Annotated in this window: 15 protein-coding genes; 13 read left to right on the top strand and 2 right to left on the bottom strand. The window is 69.0% G+C overall.

Annotated features, from left to right (window positions below):
- The first annotated feature begins 312 nt into the window (after nt 1-312).
- The 5 genes from F790_RS0104295 to F790_RS0104275 all read left to right on the top strand — a co-directional run bounded on the left by F790_RS0104295 (nt 313) and on the right by F790_RS0104275 (nt 4898).
- Entirely contained in the window at nt 313-1608 is a 1296-nt protein-coding gene (locus F790_RS0104295; RefSeq protein WP_019590935.1) for a hypothetical protein, read from the top strand.
- 70 nt (nt 1609-1678) lie between these two features.
- A complete protein-coding gene (locus F790_RS0104290; protein WP_018869649.1) occupies nt 1679-2611 on the top strand; it encodes a metal ABC transporter substrate-binding protein in 933 nt (310 codons plus the stop codon).
- 9 nt (nt 2612-2620) lie between these two features.
- Complete coding sequence (locus tag F790_RS0104285; protein WP_019590934.1) at nt 2621-3232, top strand: ABC transporter ATP-binding protein; 612 nt, start codon at nt 2621-2623, stop codon at nt 3230-3232.
- Nucleotides 3225-4001, top strand: a complete 777-nt coding sequence (locus F790_RS0104280) for a hypothetical protein (RefSeq protein ID WP_019590933.1) — start codon at nt 3225-3227, stop codon at nt 3999-4001. The genes F790_RS0104285 and F790_RS0104280 overlap by 8 nt, the downstream gene beginning before the upstream one ends.
- A gap of 36 nt (nt 4002-4037) precedes the next feature.
- Nucleotides 4038-4898: a class I SAM-dependent methyltransferase gene (locus F790_RS0104275; protein ID WP_019590932.1), complete on the top strand. Its 861-nt coding sequence runs from the start codon at nt 4038-4040 to the stop codon at nt 4896-4898.
- 15 nt (nt 4899-4913) lie between these two features.
- Here the strand turns inward: F790_RS0104275 and folE2 are convergent, their stop codons facing one another.
- Nucleotides 4914-5828, bottom strand: a complete 915-nt coding sequence (gene folE2, locus F790_RS0104270) for a GTP cyclohydrolase FolE2 (RefSeq protein WP_019590931.1) — start codon at nt 5826-5828, stop codon at nt 4914-4916.
- 76 nt (nt 5829-5904) lie between these two features.
- On the opposite strand from folE2, the gene dksA reads away from it, so the two are divergent.
- The 6 genes from dksA (at nt 5905) to F790_RS0104240 (ending at nt 14031) form a co-directional block, all read left to right on the top strand.
- Complete coding sequence (gene dksA / locus F790_RS0104265; RefSeq protein WP_019590930.1) at nt 5905-6333, top strand: RNA polymerase-binding protein DksA; 429 nt, start codon at nt 5905-5907, stop codon at nt 6331-6333.
- A gap of 28 nt (nt 6334-6361) precedes the next feature.
- Entirely contained in the window at nt 6362-7621 is a 1260-nt protein-coding gene (gene zigA / locus F790_RS0104260) for a zinc metallochaperone GTPase ZigA (protein ID WP_019590929.1), read from the top strand.
- Nucleotides 7618-8256 carry a DUF1826 domain-containing protein gene (locus F790_RS0104255; RefSeq protein WP_019590928.1) on the top strand — a complete coding sequence of 213 codons (639 nt, stop codon included), beginning with the start codon at nt 7618-7620 and terminating at the stop codon, nt 8254-8256. Before zigA ends, F790_RS0104255 begins: the two co-directional genes overlap by 4 nt.
- A 109-nt stretch (nt 8257-8365) precedes the next feature.
- Nucleotides 8366-8752, top strand: coding sequence for a hypothetical protein (locus tag F790_RS13715; protein WP_019590927.1), 387 nt, complete (start codon nt 8366-8368; stop codon nt 8750-8752).
- Nucleotides 8712-11003 (top strand): bifunctional diguanylate cyclase/phosphodiesterase, encoded by a 2292-nt coding sequence (locus F790_RS0104245; protein ID WP_019590926.1) that lies wholly within the window; start codon nt 8712-8714, stop codon nt 11001-11003. Before F790_RS13715 ends, F790_RS0104245 begins: the two co-directional genes overlap by 41 nt.
- Before the next feature lie 76 nt (nt 11004-11079).
- The gene (locus F790_RS0104240) at nt 11080-14031 is read left to right on the top strand and encodes a PAS domain S-box protein (RefSeq protein ID WP_019590925.1); all 2952 of its coding nucleotides are present in this window, start codon (nt 11080-11082) and stop codon (nt 14029-14031) included.
- A 9-nt stretch (nt 14032-14040) separates the two neighbouring features.
- Here the strand turns inward: F790_RS0104240 and F790_RS0104235 are convergent, their stop codons facing one another.
- Complete coding sequence (locus F790_RS0104235; protein ID WP_019569428.1) at nt 14041-14964, bottom strand: histone deacetylase family protein; 924 nt, start codon at nt 14962-14964, stop codon at nt 14041-14043.
- A 60-nt stretch (nt 14965-15024) separates the two neighbouring features.
- On the opposite strand from F790_RS0104235, the gene F790_RS0104230 reads away from it, so the two are divergent.
- Complete coding sequence (locus tag F790_RS0104230) at nt 15025-17706, top strand: bifunctional acetate--CoA ligase family protein/GNAT family N-acetyltransferase (protein WP_019590924.1); 2682 nt, start codon at nt 15025-15027, stop codon at nt 17704-17706.
- A gap of 20 nt (nt 17707-17726) precedes the next feature.
- Nucleotides 17727-18692: a YafY family protein gene (locus F790_RS0104225; RefSeq protein WP_019589001.1), complete on the top strand. Its 966-nt coding sequence runs from the start codon at nt 17727-17729 to the stop codon at nt 18690-18692.
- The last annotated feature ends 6 nt before the right edge of the window (nt 18693-18698 follow it).

Below are 18698 nucleotides of genomic sequence, written 5' to 3'. Positions count from 1 at the left end.
GGCCACGTTGACACCCAAACGCGGATGCATATAATTCTCACTTAGATGCGCGATTGTTGTCGGACTCTGGCGTGTCGCCGGGACCGGGGCCTCTTCGCTCCCCTGTCTCTCCAACCTCCGCTACGCTTGGCCGCCCGCTGTAACGGGCGGCTCCTTTTTCCCGTTCTCCCTCCCGGCATTGCCCCCACCGGGGTGACGGCCCCTTGTATGGCTCTATTGTTACATTATATCGTTCTTACGCTATTTCGTTACGCTATAACGTCTGAATAGCGATGTACGGAGGCAACCAGTTTTCACAAGGGGAGAAAAGACATGCTGAACGCGCGACACCATCGCAACGCCCTGACGGGCCTGACCGTTCTGGCCTGCGCCACGCCGGCCCTGGCCGCCGCCCAGGCCCCGGACGACTCGGGTTCGGACTGGGGCATGGACATCTCGCTGATCCTGGAAGGGGTCTACTACAACGAGATGAGCGAAGGGGTTCACGAGCCCGCCGGCTTCGACGACGGGCATGACCACGGCCATGATCACGACCACGACCATTCCTTCGACGACGGCTTCAACCTCGGCCACAACGAACTGGTGTTCGAGGCCGACCTGGGCGGCCTGCTGGACGGCACCCTGATGATCGGCTTCGACGACAGCGACATCGAGGTCGAGGAGGCCTATCTGACCACCCGCTCACTGCCGGCCGGTCTCCAGCTGAAGGCGGGCAAATTCCTGTCGGACATCGGCTACATCAACAGCCGCCACGTCCACGACTGGGATTTCGTCGACCGCCCGCTGGTGAACGAATACCTGTTCGGCGACCACGGCCTGCAGGAAATCGGCGTGCAGGGGACCTGGGTCGCACCGACCGAGACCTACACCCAGCTGGGCGTGGAGCTCCTGCAGGGGGATCAGGACGGCGGCATCGCCGCGTTCGATGACGGCCCGGTCTCGGAGAAGAGCGGGCCGCGCATCGCCACCGCTTTCGCCAGGGTCGGGCCCGATTTCGGCCCCGATCATGCCGCCCGGTTCGGCGTCTCCGGCGGCTATGTCACCCAGACCGGGGTGACCGAAATCCATGGTGACCATGGCCACGCCCTTGAAGGCGATGCCTGGTTCGCCGGCCTGGACGCGGTCTACAAATACGACTCCGGCCGTGCCTACGGCCACGGCGACTGGAACGTGAAGGGCGAATATTTCTACGTCCGCCGCAGCCTGGATCAGTTTGACGGCCACGAACACGGCCATGGCCACCACACCCATATGCACTGGGAAGGGACGGACAGCCTGACCGAGAAGCAGGACGGTCTCTATGTCGAGGGCATCTACGGCTTCGCTCCCCGCTGGCAGGCCGGTCTGCGGACCGAAGCCCTCGGTCTGACCAACGACGCGGTCGAGGGCAGCCATCACCACGGGGACGAATACTTCACGATCGAATCGATGGACACCTCGTACCGCCATTCGGCCCAGGTCACCTTCCGTCCGGTGGAGCCGGTGTTCCTGCGCGCGCAGCTCACGCAGAACGACTTCGTCGACGATCATGGCGACCGCGATCGCGGCCTCGAATTCATGTTCCAGGTGAACGTGGCGCTGGGCGCCCACGGCGCGCACCGCTTCTGATCGACCCCTCACGGAGCGCGAGGCCCCGCCACGGGCCTCGCGCAAAGCCTGCATTTTTCAAGGAGTACCCATGAAAAACCGCAAGACCCCGCAGCAACGTCCGGCCATCGGGCTCTCCGCCCTGACCGGCGCCGCACTCGCCACCGCACTGTTCCTGCCCGCGCAGGCCTCCGCGGACGAGCTCAACGTGGTCGCCACGACCTCCAGCCTGGGAGCGCTTGCGCGTGAAATCGGCGGCGACGAAACCCGCGTGCGTGTCCTGGCGGCGCCCGACCGAGACGCCCACTATCTGGATGCCCGGCCCAGCTTCATGGCCGCCCTGCGCAACGCCGACCTGCTGCTGGAACTGGGCGCCGGGCTGGAAGAAGGCTGGCTGCCGGCCGCCACCCGCGGTGCGTCCAACCCGGCCATCAACGAGGGGCAGCCCGGCCATTTCTATGCCGCCGGCAAGGTCGATCTGCGCCGCTCCATCACCCAGGACGGGCCCAACATGGGCCACGTCCATGAAGAGGGCAATCCGCATTTCAATGTCGACCCCCTGCGCATGGCGGAAGTCGGCCTGGCCCTGGGCGAGCGGCTCGCGGAGCTCGACTCCGCCAATGCGGACGTCTATCGCGAACGCGCTGAAGAGACCGCGCAGCGGCTGCGCGAGCATGCCGAAGACCTCGCCGGCGAACTGGCCCCCGACCAGAACATCGTGGTCTATCACGAAGACCTCGACTATCTCGAGGAGTGGCTGCCCGCCACTGTCGTCGGCTACCTCGAACCGGCACCGGGTATCCCGCCCACCGGTCGCCACCTGCAGAGCCTGGTCGGCGAGCTGGAAGGCATGGACGGTCACGTGCTGTACGCCGAGTTCCAGCCGCCGCGCGGGGCCGAATTCCTCGAGCGCGAACTCGGCTGGGACAGCCACGCCGTACCGCTGGATCCGCCCCAGGACGCCGGCCTGGACGGCTACCTCGAGCTGATGGAAACCTGGGCATCCACCTTCCGCACCCGCTAGGCTGCGCGGATGTCCGACTCCCCCGTCATCGAGGCCCGGGCCGCGCGCCCGGGCTTTGACCGCCCCGTCCTCGGGCCGCTCAGTCTTGCGGTCCCGGGCGGGGCACGCTGGGCGCTCACCGGCCCCAACGGGTCCGGCAAGTCGCTGTTGCTCAAGTGCCTGACGGGGCAGGCGCGGGTGCACGGGGGGCGGCTCACTACCGCTCCCGGCACCCGCATCAGCCTGCTGGCCCAGGATCATCCGCGCCCGTACCCATGGCCCCTTTCCGGACACGACTGGTTCCGGGCCATGGGTACGCGCGTGCCCGAACACCCTCGCATCCGGGCGCTGCTGCGCCGGCGTCTGGACCACCTCAGCGGCGGCCAGTGGCAGCTCCTGCGTCTGGCCTCCGTACTGGCACCCGTTGAGGCCGCCGACCGCGACACCGGCCGCCCCCACCTGGTGCTGCTGGACGAGCCCGCCAACCACCTGGATGCCGAGGTCCGCGCCGACGCGGTGGAACTCATCACCGCCCTGCCCGCCAGCGCCACTCTGGTCATGACCAGCCACGACGACGAACTGCTGGGCGCCCTCGGCGTCGAACGCCACCCCCTGCAGGACTACCTCGACGCCCATGACTGATCTGCTGCTGACGCCTTTCGTGGCGGGATTCCTGATCACGCTGGTGCTGGCGCTGGCGGGCAGCGGCCTGTTCCTGCGCGGCTCGGTCTGGCAGGCGCTGGCGCTGGGCCAGTGGGCCGCCGCCGGTGGGGTGCTGGCCTCGGTCCTGCACTGGCCGGTGCTGCCGGTCGCGCTGGCCCTGGGGGCCGGGGTGATGGCCCTGCTGCAAAGGGTCCGCGATGCCGAACGCCTGCCGCTGGCGCTGTTCCTGGGCGGACTGGCCGCGGTCACCCTGCTGGCGGCCAATTTCTCGCAGGCAAGCATCGCAGCGGCCGCGTGGGCCGAGGGGCAGCTGTATTTCGCCGGCCCGGGCGAGCTGGTCGCGGTGGTCGTCGCCGGGGTGGCCAGCGCAGTGCTGTGGCCGTGGCTGCGCCGGGTCTGGCTGCATGCCCAGCTCGCCCCGGACGTTTCCGCCGCGCCGGCACCCCCGACGGTCGCGCGCTGGCTGGAGACCGCATGGCTGGTCGCCGTGATCGTACTCGGGAGCATGGTGCTGGGCATGCCCGCGGCGCTGGCCACCCTGCTGCTGCCGGCCTGGGGGGCGGCCTTTCTGGCCCGCGGCCTGACCGGGGCGCTGCTGTGGACCCAGGGCCTGGCGATCGCAGGCTTCCTGGTCGCCTGGACCATCAGCCTGCCACTGGATCAACCCTTTGCACCGGTGCTGGTGGTCGTGCTGCTGCTTCTGGCTCTGCTGGCCCGGGCGGGCGCCGCCCTGCGGCGCACACACTGATTCTCCGATCTCCCTCTGCAACCAAGGAATGCAACCATGAGTGAAAACCCGCAGGGCTCGGGTACGAGCTCGCCGATCTTTCAGGCCATCGAGCAGATGCAGGGATCGCTGCCCTGGGGCAGCTTTCTCGATGCCGGGACCGGCCGCAAGTCCATCGAGTGGATCACCGAACTCGGCACCGAACGCTGGACCGCCATCACCGCCTCGCAGAACATGGCGCGCACGGTGCAGGAGGCCGCGGGCGACCGGCGCCGGCCACAGGACCGCGTGCTGGTGGGCAACTGGCACTCCGAACACCTGCTGTACGGCGAGCGCTTCGACACCGTCCTGCTGGACTATTTCATCGGTGCCATCGAGGGCTTCTCTCCCTACTGGCAGGAGCAGGCCCTGCACCGTATCCGTCCGCATGTCGGCCAGCGGCTGTACATCATCGGCGTGGAACCCTACGTGCCCAGCGATCCCGACACCGAGGCCGGACGCCTGGTGCGCGAGATCGGCCGCGTCCGCGACGCCTGCCTGCTGCTGAGCGGCAGCATGCCGTACCGCGAGTATCCCTCCCCCTGGGTGCTTCGCCAGCTGGGCCAGGCGGGCTTCCGGGTGATGGAGACGCGCTACTTCCCGATCCGCTACCGCGAACGCTTCGTGAACGGGCAGCTCGACCTCGCGCTGCGCCAGCTGGATCAGTTCACCGATCCGGACACCGCCGAGTCCATGCGCGGCTACATCGAGCAGCTACGCGCCCGTGCCCTGCCCATGGCCCGGCAGAAGGAAGGGCTCAAGTACGGTGCCGACTATCTGATCTCGGCGGAGCCCATGGCCGACCGTCACCGCAGCTTCGAGGACCCGCTGCAGCGCTTCTACGGTCAGGCCGGAGAACAGGCCGGAGAACAGGAATAGCCCTGCTGCCCGGCCTCAGGCCCCGCGCGGCGGCCGCTCGACCCGCGCCACCGCATCGTGCGCATGCAGGCTCTCCTCGTGGCGCACGTGGATGCGGTAACCGCGCGCCCCGAACGGGGCCTCCAGGGCCTCGTCGAGACGCCGCGCGGCATCCTCGCAGAACATCGGGTTCGCACCGTTGGCCACCGCAAACGCCTGCTCGTCGGCGCGCTTGACCGCGGTCTGCAGCGCGGTGCCCAGCGCCTGCTCGACCCGATCGACCAGAAAGCGGAACGGAAAGGTCTCGGCATCCGGCCGCAGGCCCACCTCCACCCACGCCCGGCTGCGCTGGCTGTGCGGTGTCGCCATGATGCCCGCCTCGCTGCCCAGCCATTCACGCAGCCGGTCCGGATCCGGCGGCGCCGTCCCGAAGTCCTGATCATAGCGTTCCTGGATGGCCTGGCGGGCGAGTGCCGCCGAGCAGGGACAGGTCGAGGAATACCCGATCTCGATCCCGAGGCGGATCTGCGTACCGCGGTCGTCCTTTTCCGTATCCACGCGAAACGGATACGCCTTCCAGCCCGCCAGGGGGCTGACCATGGCCGGCCGTTCCAGCAGTGCCTCGCCCTCCAGCGAGAGCGCGGCGCGCCCCGACAGATCTTCGTGCGACTCGAGGAACGCATCCAGCACGTGGTCCAGCCGCGCGCAGTCCAGCTCGCGGTGGATCAGCATGCGCAGGGCCAGGTAGAGCCGCGACATGTGGATGCCGCGGGCCTTCGGATCGTCCAGGCTGACCCCGGCATCGGCGCGCGCGGCGACCGGCTGCCCGGCCACCTGCAGGGGCAGTGCGATGCGCTCCATGCCCACCCAGTCCAGGGTCGAGGCGCGACGCGACGTCCCGGTCGCCACGTCCGGCAGGTCTGTGCTCCAGTGTTCGCTGGCTGAATCCATGGTGTCTCCCGCAAGGGTCGGGTCACCGGCGCGGGGCCGTTGTGACCGTGCATCAGTAACGTTATAGTGTAACGCCATGAGCGAGACGATCCATAACATCCCACGCACCGAAGACGAGCTCCTCGCGATGCCCGAGGAGGCTTACATGAACCCGCAGCAGCTCGAGTTCTTCCGCGCACGCCTGCAGGCCATGCGTGAACAGGTCCTCGACGATATCGAGCAGGTGCGCAGCGATCTGCGCCAGAGCAGTCAGGCCGCGGACGAACTGGACCGCGCCAGCGAAGAGGAAAACCGCCAGCTCGAACTGCGGATTCGGGGACGCGAGAACCGGCTGCTGAGAAAGATCGACGAAGCCCTCTATCGCATCGAGACCGGCGATTACGGCTTCTGCGAGCAGACCGGGGACCCCATCGGCCTGCCCCGACTCCTGGCCCGCCCCACCGCCACGCTGAGCGTGGAGGCCAAGGAGCGCATGGAAGCGACCGAACATCTGTTCCATGAGTGACATCCAACACAATCCCCGGGAGCCCGCCATGACCGAACGTCTGCCCGTCACCGTCCTTTCCGGATTCCTCGGCGCCGGCAAGACCACCGTCCTCAACCATCTGCTGCACAATCAGGAGGGGCTCAAGATCGCCGTGATCGTCAACGACATGAGCGAGATCAACATCGACGGCGCGCTGGTGCGAGGCGACCACGTCGACCACGGTGATCAGGGCGGCGTCTCGCGCACCGACGCCCGCACCGTGGAGATGAGCAACGGTTGCATCTGCTGCACCCTGCGCGACGACCTGCTGGTGGAGGTACGCCGCCTGGCCGAATCCGGCCAGTACGATTACCTGCTGATCGAGTCCACGGGCATCTCCGAACCAATGCCGGTGGCCAGCACCTTCGCCTTCCGCGACGAGAACGATGCCTCGCTGGATGACGTCGCGCGCCTCGACACCATGGTCACGGTGGTGGACACCGCCTCCCTGCTGCAGGACTACGCCTCCCCCGACGACCTGAGCGACCGCGGCGAGTCGCTGGGCGAGGACGACGAACGCACCGTCGTCGACCTGCTGGTCGACCAGATCGAGTTCGCCGACGTCATCCTGCTGAACAAGATCGACCGCGCCACCGACGAACAGCGCCGCCAGGCGCATCGCGTAGTGCGGGCCCTGAACCGTAATGCACACGTAATCGAGATCGACCATGGACGAGTGCAGCCGCGCGAACTCCTCGGCACCGGACGCTTCGATTTCGACCGCGCGGCCCAGGCCCCCGGCTGGGCGCAGGAACTGATGGGCAACCACACTCCCGAAACCGAGGAGTACGGGATCCACAGCTTCGTCTATCGGGCGACCCGGCCGTTCCACCCCGGGCGTTTCTTCGACCTCCTGCACCGGGAGTGGCCCGGCGTGATCCGCAGCAAGGGCTGGTTCTGGCTGGCGTCGCGACCGGACTGGGTGGGCACGCTGTCGCAGGCCGGCGGCGCGCTGACCCATCACGCCGCCGGCTTCTGGTGGGCCTCGGTGCCTCCGGAACGCCGGCCGGTGGACGCCGACTGGTGGCAGAGCCACGTCGCGCCCCACTGGGACGAGCGCTACGGCGACCGCCGCCAGGAGATCGTGGTGATCGGCATCGACATGGATCCCGACACCATCCGCCAGCGCCTGGACGCCTGCCTGCTGGACGACGACGAGCTGGCCGCGGGAGCCGACGCCTGGCGCGAGTATCGCGACCCGTTCCCCGAGTGGCGGCTGCAGAACGGCGCGGAAGAGACCGAAGAAGAAACCGAGGTGATCTCGTGAGCACCCGTCCCCGCACCCGCGCGACCGCAGCGTCCCGGCATCGTTTCATTGACCGGGCCGCCGAGCTGCACGGGATCCGGCGCGAGGACGTCAACGCCCTGATCTGGCGTCGTCCGGAAACGGAGGAGCTGCGGCTTCAGGCACAGACCCTGGCGGAGCAGAGCCCCGGACTGAAACTCGAGCCCCGGGGCCGGCCGGACCAGATCCGCACCGGCCTGCTGGAGGCGGCGGGAACGCGGCCGTTCGACATCCATCACCTGGCCCTCGACATCGAACACCTGGCCCGCAACTTCGCGGTGGTCACCCGGCGCGTGATCCTGCGCGCCCAGCTGGAAGTGCTGGAGGCCCGACCCTGCCCGCTGTTCCACGTGGACCAGCTGGAGCTGCGCATGCTGTGCAGCTATACCGGCCCCGGCACCGAATACGTGGACGACCGCCACGTCGACCGCAGCCGCCTGGGCTGCGGCGACAACGACGGCGTGCTCACCGGCCATGACCCCCTGCGGATCGCCCGCGGGCACGTGATCCTGATGAAGGGCGAACGCTTTCCCGGCGGCGCCGGACAGGCCGCGGTGCACCGTTCCCCGCAGCCGGCCGCGGGCGACCCGCGGCTCGTCCTGCGGCTGGACGCCTGAAGGAAACGCCGGCCCCGGGAAGACGAGACATCCGTCACTTGACGGCAGCCGCCGGAACGACGACTATTAAATGCGAACGATTCGCATTTACTGCAAGAAGGAGCTCCACATGCTGACCCTCGATGCCTGGCTGGAATGCCCGTCCCCCCGCGTCCGCATCCTCGACCGTGACTCGCGCCGGGTGGTCGCCGAATGGCAGGGCCGGGAGCTCGCCGATCTCATGGAATCCGGACGACTGTGCCCGGAAGACTGCCGCGGGCGCCCCGGTGCCGATCCCGAACACGAGATCATCCGTGAGCTGCTGCTGGAATCCTGTCTCGGGGACCTGACCGTGGCCCGCCGCACCGCGGCTCCCGTCGGGGGTTCCCCGGACTGCCACAAGCGGCCGCTGGGAAAACCCGCCCTCCGGTGCGTACACTCTATGCAGAAGGGGCAGCGGGAAATGGAGCAGCACCATGAACACGGACGAATTCGAGATCTTCCCCTGGGGCGATGAATTCCTGACCCGCATCCCCGAGGTGGACCGCCAGCATCATTACCTGGTGGACCTCATCAACCGCCTGGCCCGCACGGTGCTGGAGGGCACCGACGAGGCCACGGCCGACGGGATCGTCGCGGAACTGCGCGACTACGCGCGTTACCACTTCGAGACCGAGGAAGGCATCTGGGCACGGGCCTTCCGCGACGACGAATGGTTCGCCCGCCACTGCCAGGCCCACGCGGGGTTCATCGACGAACTGGACCGCATCGCCGCCCTGGAGGGCCCCGACGAATATCGCCTGCAGCCCCTGCTGGAGTTCCTGGTCCGCTGGCTGACCCTGCACATCCTGCGCAGCGACAAGCAGATGGCCGCCGCCATCAACGCACTGGAAGCCGGGGTCGGGGTGGCCGAGGCGCGCGAACGGGCTGCGCGGCATTTCCGCGAACAGTCATCGGCAAGCCTGGAATCCCTGCTCAACACCTACGTACATATCGAGCGCCAGGTCTCGCAGTTCGCCAGGCATCTCGCCTCGCGCGGACAGGAAGAGGCCGAGAACCGCTTTCGCACCCTGTTCGACTGCTTCATTCACCCCCTGCTGATCCTGGATGCCGAAGACGGCAGCATACTCGACGCCAACCCCGCCGCCTGCAGGATGACCGGCCACGCGGAGGACGAGCTGAAGCAGCGGCCCATCACCGATCTGCACCCGGACGACGAGCGCGAGCGGATTGCCGCGCACCTGACGGCACCGCCCGAGGCCCCCGCCGGACACGACAGTCCGCCGCTGTACAGCCGGGTGCGCACCGCCACGCAGCGCGACGTCCCGGTCCGCATCACCCGCGGCGGCGAACTCCGCGATCACGGCCGCAGGCTGCGCGTCGCCTTCTACGAGAACATGACCCGCGAGCTGGAACACCGCCGCGAACTGGAATGGCGTTCGTTCAATGATCCGCTGACGGGCCTGCCCAACCGGGCCGGGATCATGCAGGCGCTGGAGCAGGTCACCACCGAGCACGACGATACGGCCCTGGCCCTGATATCCATCGACGTGGACGACTTTGGTGCTCTCAACAACCGCCTAGGCACGGCGGCCGGGGACCGGATCCTGGCCGAACTGAGCCGCCGCTGGCGCGAACGTCTGAACGACGATGCCCTGCTCGGACGCCGCGGCGGCGACGAGTTCATCCTGGTGCTGCGCAGCTCCGTGGCGATCGAACGCCTGGAGGAGGTGATGTGTTCGGTGATCGAAGCCGGTAACGAACTGCCGGTGTCGGACAAGGGACCCGCCGGCGCCAGCGAGAACGTCTCGGTCAGCGCCGGGATCTCGATCCGCCCGCCACGCAGCGGCCTCGACCCGGAAACGGTCCTGCGCCAGGCCGACCATGCGCTGTACGAGTCCAAGCTGCGCCGCGACCGGGCCTGGGAATATTTCGACCACGGCCAGTACCAGCGGGTGGCCAGCCGGCATCGCACCATCAGCGCCTTCCGCCAGGCGATGCATCGCAACGAACTGAGCGTGGAATACCAGCCCAAGGTGAACATGCGCACCGGCACCATCCTGGGCGTTGAGGCCCTGGTGCGCTGGCGGCATCCGGATCACGGCCTGCTGACGCCGGGCGAGTTCCTCCCGACCATTGAAAACGACCCGGTCTCCATCGAGCTCGGCGAGTACATGCTGGAGGAGGCGATGCGCCAGATGGAGGCCTGGCGCGCGGCCGGCCGTCATCTGCCGGTCAGCGTCAATATCGGCGCCCTGCAGCTGGAGAGCGGCGACCTGCCACGACGCCTGGAAAACATCCTGGATCGCCATCCGGACATCCCGCGGGCCGATCTCGAGATCGAGGTGCTGGAAAGCACCGCGTTCGACAACGCCGCGGCGGCGGAGGCGAACATGCGTGCGGTCCGCGAACTGGGCGTGTCCATGAGCATCGACGACTTCGGCACCGGCTACTCGTCGCTGACCTACATCAAGCGCGTGCCCGCCAACGCGCTGAAGATGGACCGCAGCTATGTCCGCGACATGCTGGAGGACGCCGATGACCGGGCGATCATCGAGGCGGTGGTGGGCCTGGCCCGGGCATTCGACCGCCTGGTCCTGGCCGAGGGCGTGGAAACGGTCGAACAGGGGCGCATCCTGATCGGCATGGGCTGCGAGAACGGCCAGGGTTATGCCATCGCCCGCCCGCTGCCGCCGGACGCGCTGGAGGGCTGGCTGGAACACTGGACGCCCCCGCCGGAGTGGTCGGCCGTACCCGCCCCGGCCTGAGCCCGGGCACCGTCGCTGTATTCGCCGACAGGCAGCGGTTATCCTGCAGACCGTGAACCATGCACGGAAGGAACCGATGCCGCCCCGCGCGTCCGAGCCCCCCCGCCCCGAGGACTCCCCTCGCCTCAGCGTTCTGCTGATCGAGGACAACATGGATGATGCGGTCCTGGTGCGGGATCTGCTCGCCATCCCGAACGGGACCACGCGGTTCGACACCACACACTGCCGCCGGCTGCAGGAGGCCCGGGAGCACCTGGCACGCGACGCCGCCGCATTCGACGCGATCCTGCTGGACCTGAACCTGCCCGATTCGGCCCCGGACGAGACCCTGCAGCGGGTGCTGTCGACGACCCGCGAGCTCCCCGTGGTGGTCCTCACCGGCGACGACCATGCGGCCACCGGGGCGCACGCCATCGAGGCGGGGGCCGAGGATTTCCTCAGCAAGAACCGGCTGGGCGAAGACCTGCTCCAGCGCAGCCTGGTCTACGCCGTGACCCGTCACCGCGCACGCCGCGAACTGGCGCAGCAGGAGGCGCTGTACCGCAGCCTGGTGGACGACCACCCGCATCTGGTCACCCGCTACCTCCCGGACACCACGCTGCTGCATGCCAACCGCGCGATGCTGGAATTCCAGGGACGCACGTCGGAGGAGGTGCTGGGCCAGCGCTGGCTGGACTGGACCCCGGAGGCGGACGTCGCTCGGGTCCGCGCGCATCTGGACAGCTTCACCCCGGAACGGCCGGTGGGACATTTCGAGAACACCCTGCCGCGGGCCGACGGCGAGCTGCGCACCATCATGTGGAGCAACCGGGCGTTCTTCGACGCGGACGGGCGGGCCGCCTGGTTCCAGGGGGTGGGGATCGACGTGACCGAGCAGCGCGAGGCCGAGCGCGGCCGCGAACGCCTGATCCAGATCCTCGAGGCTACGCCGGACTTCGTCTCCATGGCCGATGCCGACGGCAGCATCCACTACGTGAACCGCGGCGGCAAGGAGATGCTGGGCCTGCCGGGCGCGGAAGGTGGCGCGGCCCCGGAGCAGGATCGCGATTACTTCTCCGGAGAGCGCGCCGGCGAGTGGCTTCACCCCGAATGGGCCACGCGCCGACTGCAGCGGGAAGGGCTCCCGACCGCCCGCCGCACCGGTTTCTGGGAAGGCGAGTCCGCACTGCTGGATGCCGGCGGACACGAGATACCCGTGTCGCAGAGGATCATTGCGCACTTCGATGGCGACGGCGAGCCCGAGTACTACTCCACCATCATCCGCGACATCCGCCCGGAGAAGACGCGCGAGGCCCTGGAGCAGCGCCGGCAGAACGCCCTGCAGGAGCTGCACCGGATCACCAGCACTGCGGACACCGAAGACGCCGGCAAGCTGCGCGCGCTGCTGGAACTCGGCCTGCGCGAATTCGCCATGGACCACGGCCGCCTGGTGCGGGTGGACGACGGCAGCCGGCGCATCCTGGAGGCCGCCGGCGAGTGGCCCGAGGCCCCGGGGCGTCCCGGCGACACCGGGGCCCCGTTCTGTGACAACGCCCTGCAGGACCCGGGCCCGGTCGGCTACCACCACCCGGAGTCCCGGGTGGATGGCTGCAGCATCTCGGAGACACCGGGGGCCAGTGCGTGCTTCGGCATGCCGGTGCACGTGAACGGCGAACTGCGCGCGGTGCTGAGCTTTGTCGCGCGGCGACCGCGCGAAGCCTTCGTGCCCTTCGAGCGCGACCTGATCAACCTGATGGCGCAGTGGATCGGACATGAACTGACCCGGCGCGAACAGCGCCTGGCGCTGGAACGCGAGCGCAACCTGTTCATGGCCGGCCCGACGCTGATCTTTGCCCGGGACAATGGCCCGGGCTGGCCCATCCAGTATGTCTCGCCCAACGTACGCGAGATCCTGGGCTACGACCCGCAGGAACTGGCCGGCGAACGCACGCCGCATAACGATCTGGTGCATCCCGACGATCGCGAACGCCTGGACCGGGAAGTGCAGGCGCATACCGATGATCGCAGCGCCAACTTCCAGCACAGCCCCTACCGCATGCGCCACCGTGACGGCGGGTGGCGCTGGATGCTCGACTTCACCACCATCGAACGCGATGAATTCGGGGCGGTTGATCACTATCACGGCTACCTGGTCGACATCACCGAACGCCGCGAGCTGGAGGAAGAACTGGAACTGCTGGCGGCGACCTTCCGCGCCAGCCATGCGATCTTCATCACCGACGCCGACGGGCGGATCCTGCGGGCCAACCCGGCGTTCGAGGAGATCACCGGTTACAGCGCGGCGGAGGCGATCGGCGCCAACCCGCGGGAACTGCTGAAATCGGGCGAGCACGACCGGTCTTTCTATTCCGACCTGTTCGGCCGCCTCGACGAGCAGGGCCACTGGGAAGGCGAGGCCTGGGACCGGCGCAAGGACGGGACGCGGATCCCCCTGTACATGTCCATCACCGCGCTGCGATCCGGGGACGACGGACCGGTGGAACACTACGTGGCGGTGTTCCACGACATCTCGCGGCAGAAGCACCTGGAGGCGGAGCTGGAACGCCAGGCCCTGCACGACCGCCTGACCAGCGTGGCCAACCGGCGCCACCTGGAAAGCCTGCTGGAACAGGAGGCCAACCGCACCGACCGCCACGGCGATGCGTTCTCGATCCTGCTGCTCGATCTGGACCGGTTCAAGGACGTGAACGACACCTTCGGCCACGACGTTGGCGACGAGGTGCTGCAGACCCTGGTGCGGGTCCTTCAGGAACGCCTGCGCAAGTCCGATGTAGTGGGCCGCTGGGGCGGCGAGGAATTCATGATCCTGCTGCCGGCCACCGAACTGCCCCGTGCGCGCAAGGTCGCCGAAACCCTGCGCTCGCGGGTCGGGAAGGCAGTCTTCCCGGGCCCCGGCCATGTCACCGTCAGCATCGGGGTATCGGAGCACCAGCCAGGGGAACCGCTGAAGGACACCTTCAAGCGCGCCGATGAGGCCCTGTACGAGGCCAAGCGTCGCGGCCGCAACCGCGTGGCCGCGCACGAATAGCGCCGGGGGTTACAGCCCTCCGAGCTCGCGCATGTGGGCCACCGCACTGCGCCCCAGCGCGTGCAGGGCGTAACCGCCTTCCAGCATGGAGACCACCCGCCCCTGTGCGTGCCGCTCGGCCAGCTCCACGATGCGCGCGCTGATCCAGGCGTAGTCGTCCTCGCTCAGGGCCAGGCGCGAGAGTTCATCCTCGCGGTGGGCGTCGAAACCGGCCGACACCAGCACCAGCTCCGGGGCGAACGCATCCCACTGCTCGAACCAGGCCGCGGCCACCGCCTCGCGCCACTGTCCGCCGGACGAGCCGCCGGGCACGGGCACGTTGAGGCAGTTGTCGCCCAGTGGCGTTACGCCCGACCCGGGGTAGGCGGGATGTTCGAACGACGACGCGAACAGGATGGACGGATCCCCGGCCACCAGCGCCTCGGTGCCGTCGCCGTGATGCACGTCGAAGTCCACGATGGCGATGCGCCGGATACCGTGGCGGGCCTGCGCGTGCCGCGCGGCGATCACCACGTTGTTGAACAGGCAGAACCCCGCGGCGCGGTCGGCGCGCGCATGGTGCCCGGGCGGACGCACGGCGCAGAACGCGCGCCGGCCCTGCGCGCCCATCACCCAGTCCACCGCGGTCATGCCCGCGCCTGCCGCCAGCAGGGCCGCTTCGTGGCTGCCGGGGGACAGCGCGGTGTCGCCGTCGAGCATGACCCGCTCGCCCGCCGGCACATGCCGCAGCACCTGTGCCACGTGGGCCTCGGTATGAACCCGCAGCAGGTCGGCGCGTCCGGCCGGCAGCGCCTCGCGATGCAGGATCCACGGGTCCAGCCCGCCGGCCACCAGCTGGTCGCGGATCGCGGTCAGCCGCTCGGGACACTCCGGATGCCCGGGCCCGTTGTCGTGTTCCAGCCCGGCATCGGGAGATAAAAAGGCAAGATTCATGTTATGAAGGCCCCTCCGGGCAGCACCAATTCATCGGATCCACCACCGCAGGAAGCATGCATGGGCACCCATATCCTCGACAAGATCTTCAATCCCCGCGGCGTCGCCGTGTTCGGCGCCACCGAGCGCGAGGGGGCCGTGGGCCAGACTGTCCTGGCCAACCTGCTGACCGCCGGCTACGAAGGCATGCTGGTCCCGGTCAATCCCAAGCATGACACGGTGCAGGGGCTGCCCTGCGTGCCCGAACTGCGCCCCGGCGAGCACCGCGTGGACCTGGCGCTGATCGCGACGCCCGCGCGGGCCGTGCCCGCCATCCTGCGCAACTGCGGCGAGGCCGGTCTGCGCGGCGCGGTGATCCTGTCGGCCGGCTTCGGCGAGGCCGGGCGCGAGGGCCAGCGCCTGCAGCAGGAATGCGTGGAAATCGCGCAGCGCTACCGCATGCGCCTGATCGGCCCCAACTGCCTCGGCATCATGCGCCCGCGGATCGGGCTCAACGCGACCTTCAGCCACAACCAGGCGCTGCCCGGAAAGCTGGGGCTGGTCTCCAGCTCGGGCGCGCTGGTCACCGCGGTGCTGGACTGGGCACAGTCCACCGGCATTGGCTTTTCCGGGGTGGCCTCCACCGGCGACGCCGCCGACGTCGACTTCGGCGAGCTGCTGGACTACCTCGCGGTCGACCCCGAGACCCAGGGCATCCTGCTGTACGTCGAGGGCATCCGCCACACCCGGCGTTTCCTCTCCGGCCTGCGTGCAGCCGCCCGCATGAAACCCGTGGTGGTGCTCAAGTCGGCGCGCCACGCCGCCACCGCCCAGGCCGCGGCCACCCACACCGGCGCGATGATGGGCTCCGACGCAGTCTTCGATGCCGCGCTGGAACGCGCCGGCGTGGTCCGCGTGGAGCGCGTCTCGCAGTGGTTCTCCGCGGCGCACATCCTGGCGCAGGGCATGCGCCTGCGCGGCGAGAACCTGGCGATCCTGACCAACGGCGGCGGGCCCGGGGTGATGGCCGTGGACCGTGCCGCCGACCTCGGCCTGGAACTGGCCAGCCTGGCGGACAAGAGCATGGACGCGCTGAACGACCTGCTCCCCGGCCACTGGTCGCACGGCAACCCGATCGACATCCTCGGCGACGCCACCGCCGAACGCTACGGCGAGGCGCTGCGCATCACGCTGGCCGACCCCGGCGTAGATATGGCGGTGGTACTGCTGACCCCGCAGGCCATGACCGACCCGGACGCCTGCGCCGAGGCCGTGATCGAACAGGCGCGCAACAGCCGCAAGCCGGTGCTGGCCTGCTGGATGGGCGACCCGCTGGTGGCCAGCGCGCGCCGGCGCTTCGACGAGGCCGGGATCCCGCAGTACCGCACGCCCGAAGCGGCGATCGAGACCTTCGCCTGGCTGATCGAACACCGCCGCAACCAGCGCATGCTGCTGCAGACCCCCGGCCCGCTGTGCGACGAGACCCCGTCGGACGTCGAGGGCGCCCGCCTGATCCTGCAGAACGCCCGCAACGACGGCCGCAAGGTCCTCAGCATCCGCGAGTCCAAGGCCGTGCTGGCCGCCTTCCACATCCCCACCAACCCCAGCATCCTCGCGCGCGATCCGGCCGACGCGATGCTGGCCGCCGAGACCCTGGGCTTTCCGGTGGCGCTCAAGATCAGCGCAACCGGGATCAGCCACAAGAGCGACTTCGGCGGCGTACGCCTCAACCTGCGCAGCGTGCAGACCGTGCGCCAGCAGACCCAGGAGATGCTGGACCAGATCCGCGAGCACTTCCCCGACGCCGATGTCGAAGGCGTCACCGTGGAACGCATGTCCGAGGTCGGCCACGCCCGCGAACTCCTCGTCGGGATCTCGCGTGACCCGGTGTTCGGCCCGGTGATCGCCTTTGGCCTGGGCGGCACCGCGGTGGAAGTCATCGGCGACCAGGCCATCGCCCTGCCGCCGCTGAACCAGTCACTGACCGAACGCCTGGTGGACCAGACCCGCGCCGCGCGCACCCTGGGCGAGTTCCGTGGCGCCCCGCCGGTACCGCGCGAGGCTGTCGAGCAGGTGCTGCTGCGGGTCTCGGAGATGGCCTGCGAACTGCCCGAGCTGGCCTCGCTGGACATCAACCCGCTGCAGGCCGGCGAGCACGGCGTGATGGCCGTGGACGCCCGCATCGAGCTCGCCGAGCCCGGGCACGACACCCGCCACTACGCCCACATGGCCATCCACCCGTATCCCGGACACGTGGCGCACACCGTCACCACCCGCGACGGCCACGAGCTGGAACTGCGGCCCATCCGCCCCGAAGACGCCGCCATCGAGCAGGCCTTCGTGCGCAGCCTGTCGGAAAAGACCCGCTACCTGCGGTTCATGCGCTCGCTGGAGGAACTCACGCCCAAAATGCTGGTGCGCTTCACCCAGATCGACTACGACCGCGAGATGGCCTTCATCGCCGTGGACCACGCCGACGGTCAGGAAGTCCAGGTGGGTGTGGCCCGCTATACCACCGAGCCCGACGGCGAGAGCGCCGAATTCGCCGTGGTCGTCAGCGACGCCTGGCAGGACCGCGGCGTGGGCTCCCTGCTGATGGAGGCCATCGTCGACTCCGCCCGCCGCAACGGCCTGCGCGAACTGTTCGGCGAGGTCCTGCGCCACAACGACGGCATGCTCGCCCTCGCCCGCCGCCACGGCTTCCAGCGCGAGATCCTCACCTCCGACGACGAGATCATCCGCGTCAGCCGTCGGCTGCACTGATCCGCCGCCCGATCCGCCCCATGAACCGCGCCGAACGCATCTTCCACCTGCACCGCCGGCTCAAGGAAAGCCGCCAGCCGCCCTCGCTGGCGCAGCTGGTGGAGCAGCTCGGGGTGTCGCGCGCCACCCTCAAGCGCGACATCGAATACATGCGCGACTTCATGCAGGCGCCCATCGAGTACGACGCGCAGGCCAACGGCTACCGCTACGACCCCGACGCCCCGGCCTTCGAACTGCCCGGGCTGTGGTTCAACGAATCCGAGCTGCTCGCCCTGCTGACCATGGAACAGCTTCTGGAAGACATGCAGCCGGGCCTGCTCGCCCCCGTCATCGGCCCGATGAAGACCCGCATCCGCCGCCTGCTGGAGACCGGCGGCCAGGACTCCACCGAACTCCGCCGGCGCATCCAGATCCAGCCCCAGGCCCATCGCACCAGCGCTGCCGACACCTTCCGCGTCGCCGCCGAAGCCACCCTCGCCGGCCACCCGCTGGACATCGACTACCACGGCCGCGCCCGCGACAGCGCCACCCGGCGCCGCATCCACCCGCAGCGCCTGCTCTACTACCGCGACAACTGGTACCTGATCGCCTGGTGCGAAAACGCCCAAGCCCTGCGCACCTTCGCCCTGGAACGCATCCGCGCCGCCACCCCCGTGCAGGACACCCCCCTGCGCGAAGAAGCCGATGCCGACCTCGACCGCCACATCGGCGCCGCCTTCGGCATCTTCACCGGCCCCGCACGCGAATGGGCCGTACTGCGCTTCACCCCCGAACACGCCCGCTGGGTCGCCGACGAAACCTGGCACCCCGACCAGATCGGCCAGTACCGCGGCGACACCTGGGAACTGCAGATCCCCTACTCCGACCCCACCGAACTGATCCAGGAAATCCTGCGCCACGGCCCCGGCGTGGAAGTCATCGCCCCCGAATCCCTGCGCCAGCGCGTCGCCGACACCCTGCGCGAGGCCGCCACCCGTTACACCTGAACCTCC

The organism is Thioalkalivibrio sp. ALE20, assembly GCF_000381405.1.
Lineage (GTDB): Bacteria > Pseudomonadota > Gammaproteobacteria > Ectothiorhodospirales > Ectothiorhodospiraceae > Thioalkalivibrio.
The sequence above is the reverse complement of the archived record's forward strand: the minus strand, read 5'-3'. Positions and strand labels throughout refer to the sequence as shown.

Bases quoted from the DNA above. Each gene is read 5' to 3' on its own strand.
- F790_RS0104245 (WP_019590926.1), top strand. From the start codon at position 8,712: ATGAACACGGACGAATTCGAGATCTTCCCCTGGGGCGATGAATTCCTG.
- F790_RS0104275 (WP_019590932.1), top strand. From the start codon at position 4,038: ATGAGTGAAAACCCGCAGGGCTCGGGTACGAGCTCGCCGATCTTTCAG.
- F790_RS0104280 (WP_019590933.1), top strand. From the start codon at position 3,225: ATGACTGATCTGCTGCTGACGCCTTTCGTGGCGGGATTCCTGATCACG.
- F790_RS0104240 (WP_019590925.1), top strand. From the start codon at position 11,080: ATGCCGCCCCGCGCGTCCGAGCCCCCCCGCCCCGAGGACTCCCCTCGC.
- F790_RS0104235 (WP_019569428.1), bottom strand. From the start codon at position 14,964: ATGAATCTTGCCTTTTTATCTCCCGATGCCGGGCTGGAACACGACAAC.
- F790_RS0104230 (WP_019590924.1), top strand. From the start codon at position 15,025: ATGGGCACCCATATCCTCGACAAGATCTTCAATCCCCGCGGCGTCGCC.
- F790_RS0104285 (WP_019590934.1), top strand. From the start codon at position 2,621: ATGTCCGACTCCCCCGTCATCGAGGCCCGGGCCGCGCGCCCGGGCTTT.
- F790_RS0104290 (WP_018869649.1), top strand. From the start codon at position 1,679: ATGAAAAACCGCAAGACCCCGCAGCAACGTCCGGCCATCGGGCTCTCC.
- folE2 (WP_019590931.1), bottom strand. From the start codon at position 5,828: ATGGATTCAGCCAGCGAACACTGGAGCACAGACCTGCCGGACGTGGCG.
- F790_RS0104295 (WP_019590935.1), top strand. From the start codon at position 313: ATGCTGAACGCGCGACACCATCGCAACGCCCTGACGGGCCTGACCGTT.
- F790_RS13715 (WP_019590927.1), top strand. From the start codon at position 8,366: ATGCTGACCCTCGATGCCTGGCTGGAATGCCCGTCCCCCCGCGTCCGC.
- zigA (WP_019590929.1), top strand. From the start codon at position 6,362: ATGACCGAACGTCTGCCCGTCACCGTCCTTTCCGGATTCCTCGGCGCC.
- F790_RS0104225 (WP_019589001.1), top strand. From the start codon at position 17,727: ATGAACCGCGCCGAACGCATCTTCCACCTGCACCGCCGGCTCAAGGAA.
- dksA (WP_019590930.1), top strand. From the start codon at position 5,905: ATGAGCGAGACGATCCATAACATCCCACGCACCGAAGACGAGCTCCTC.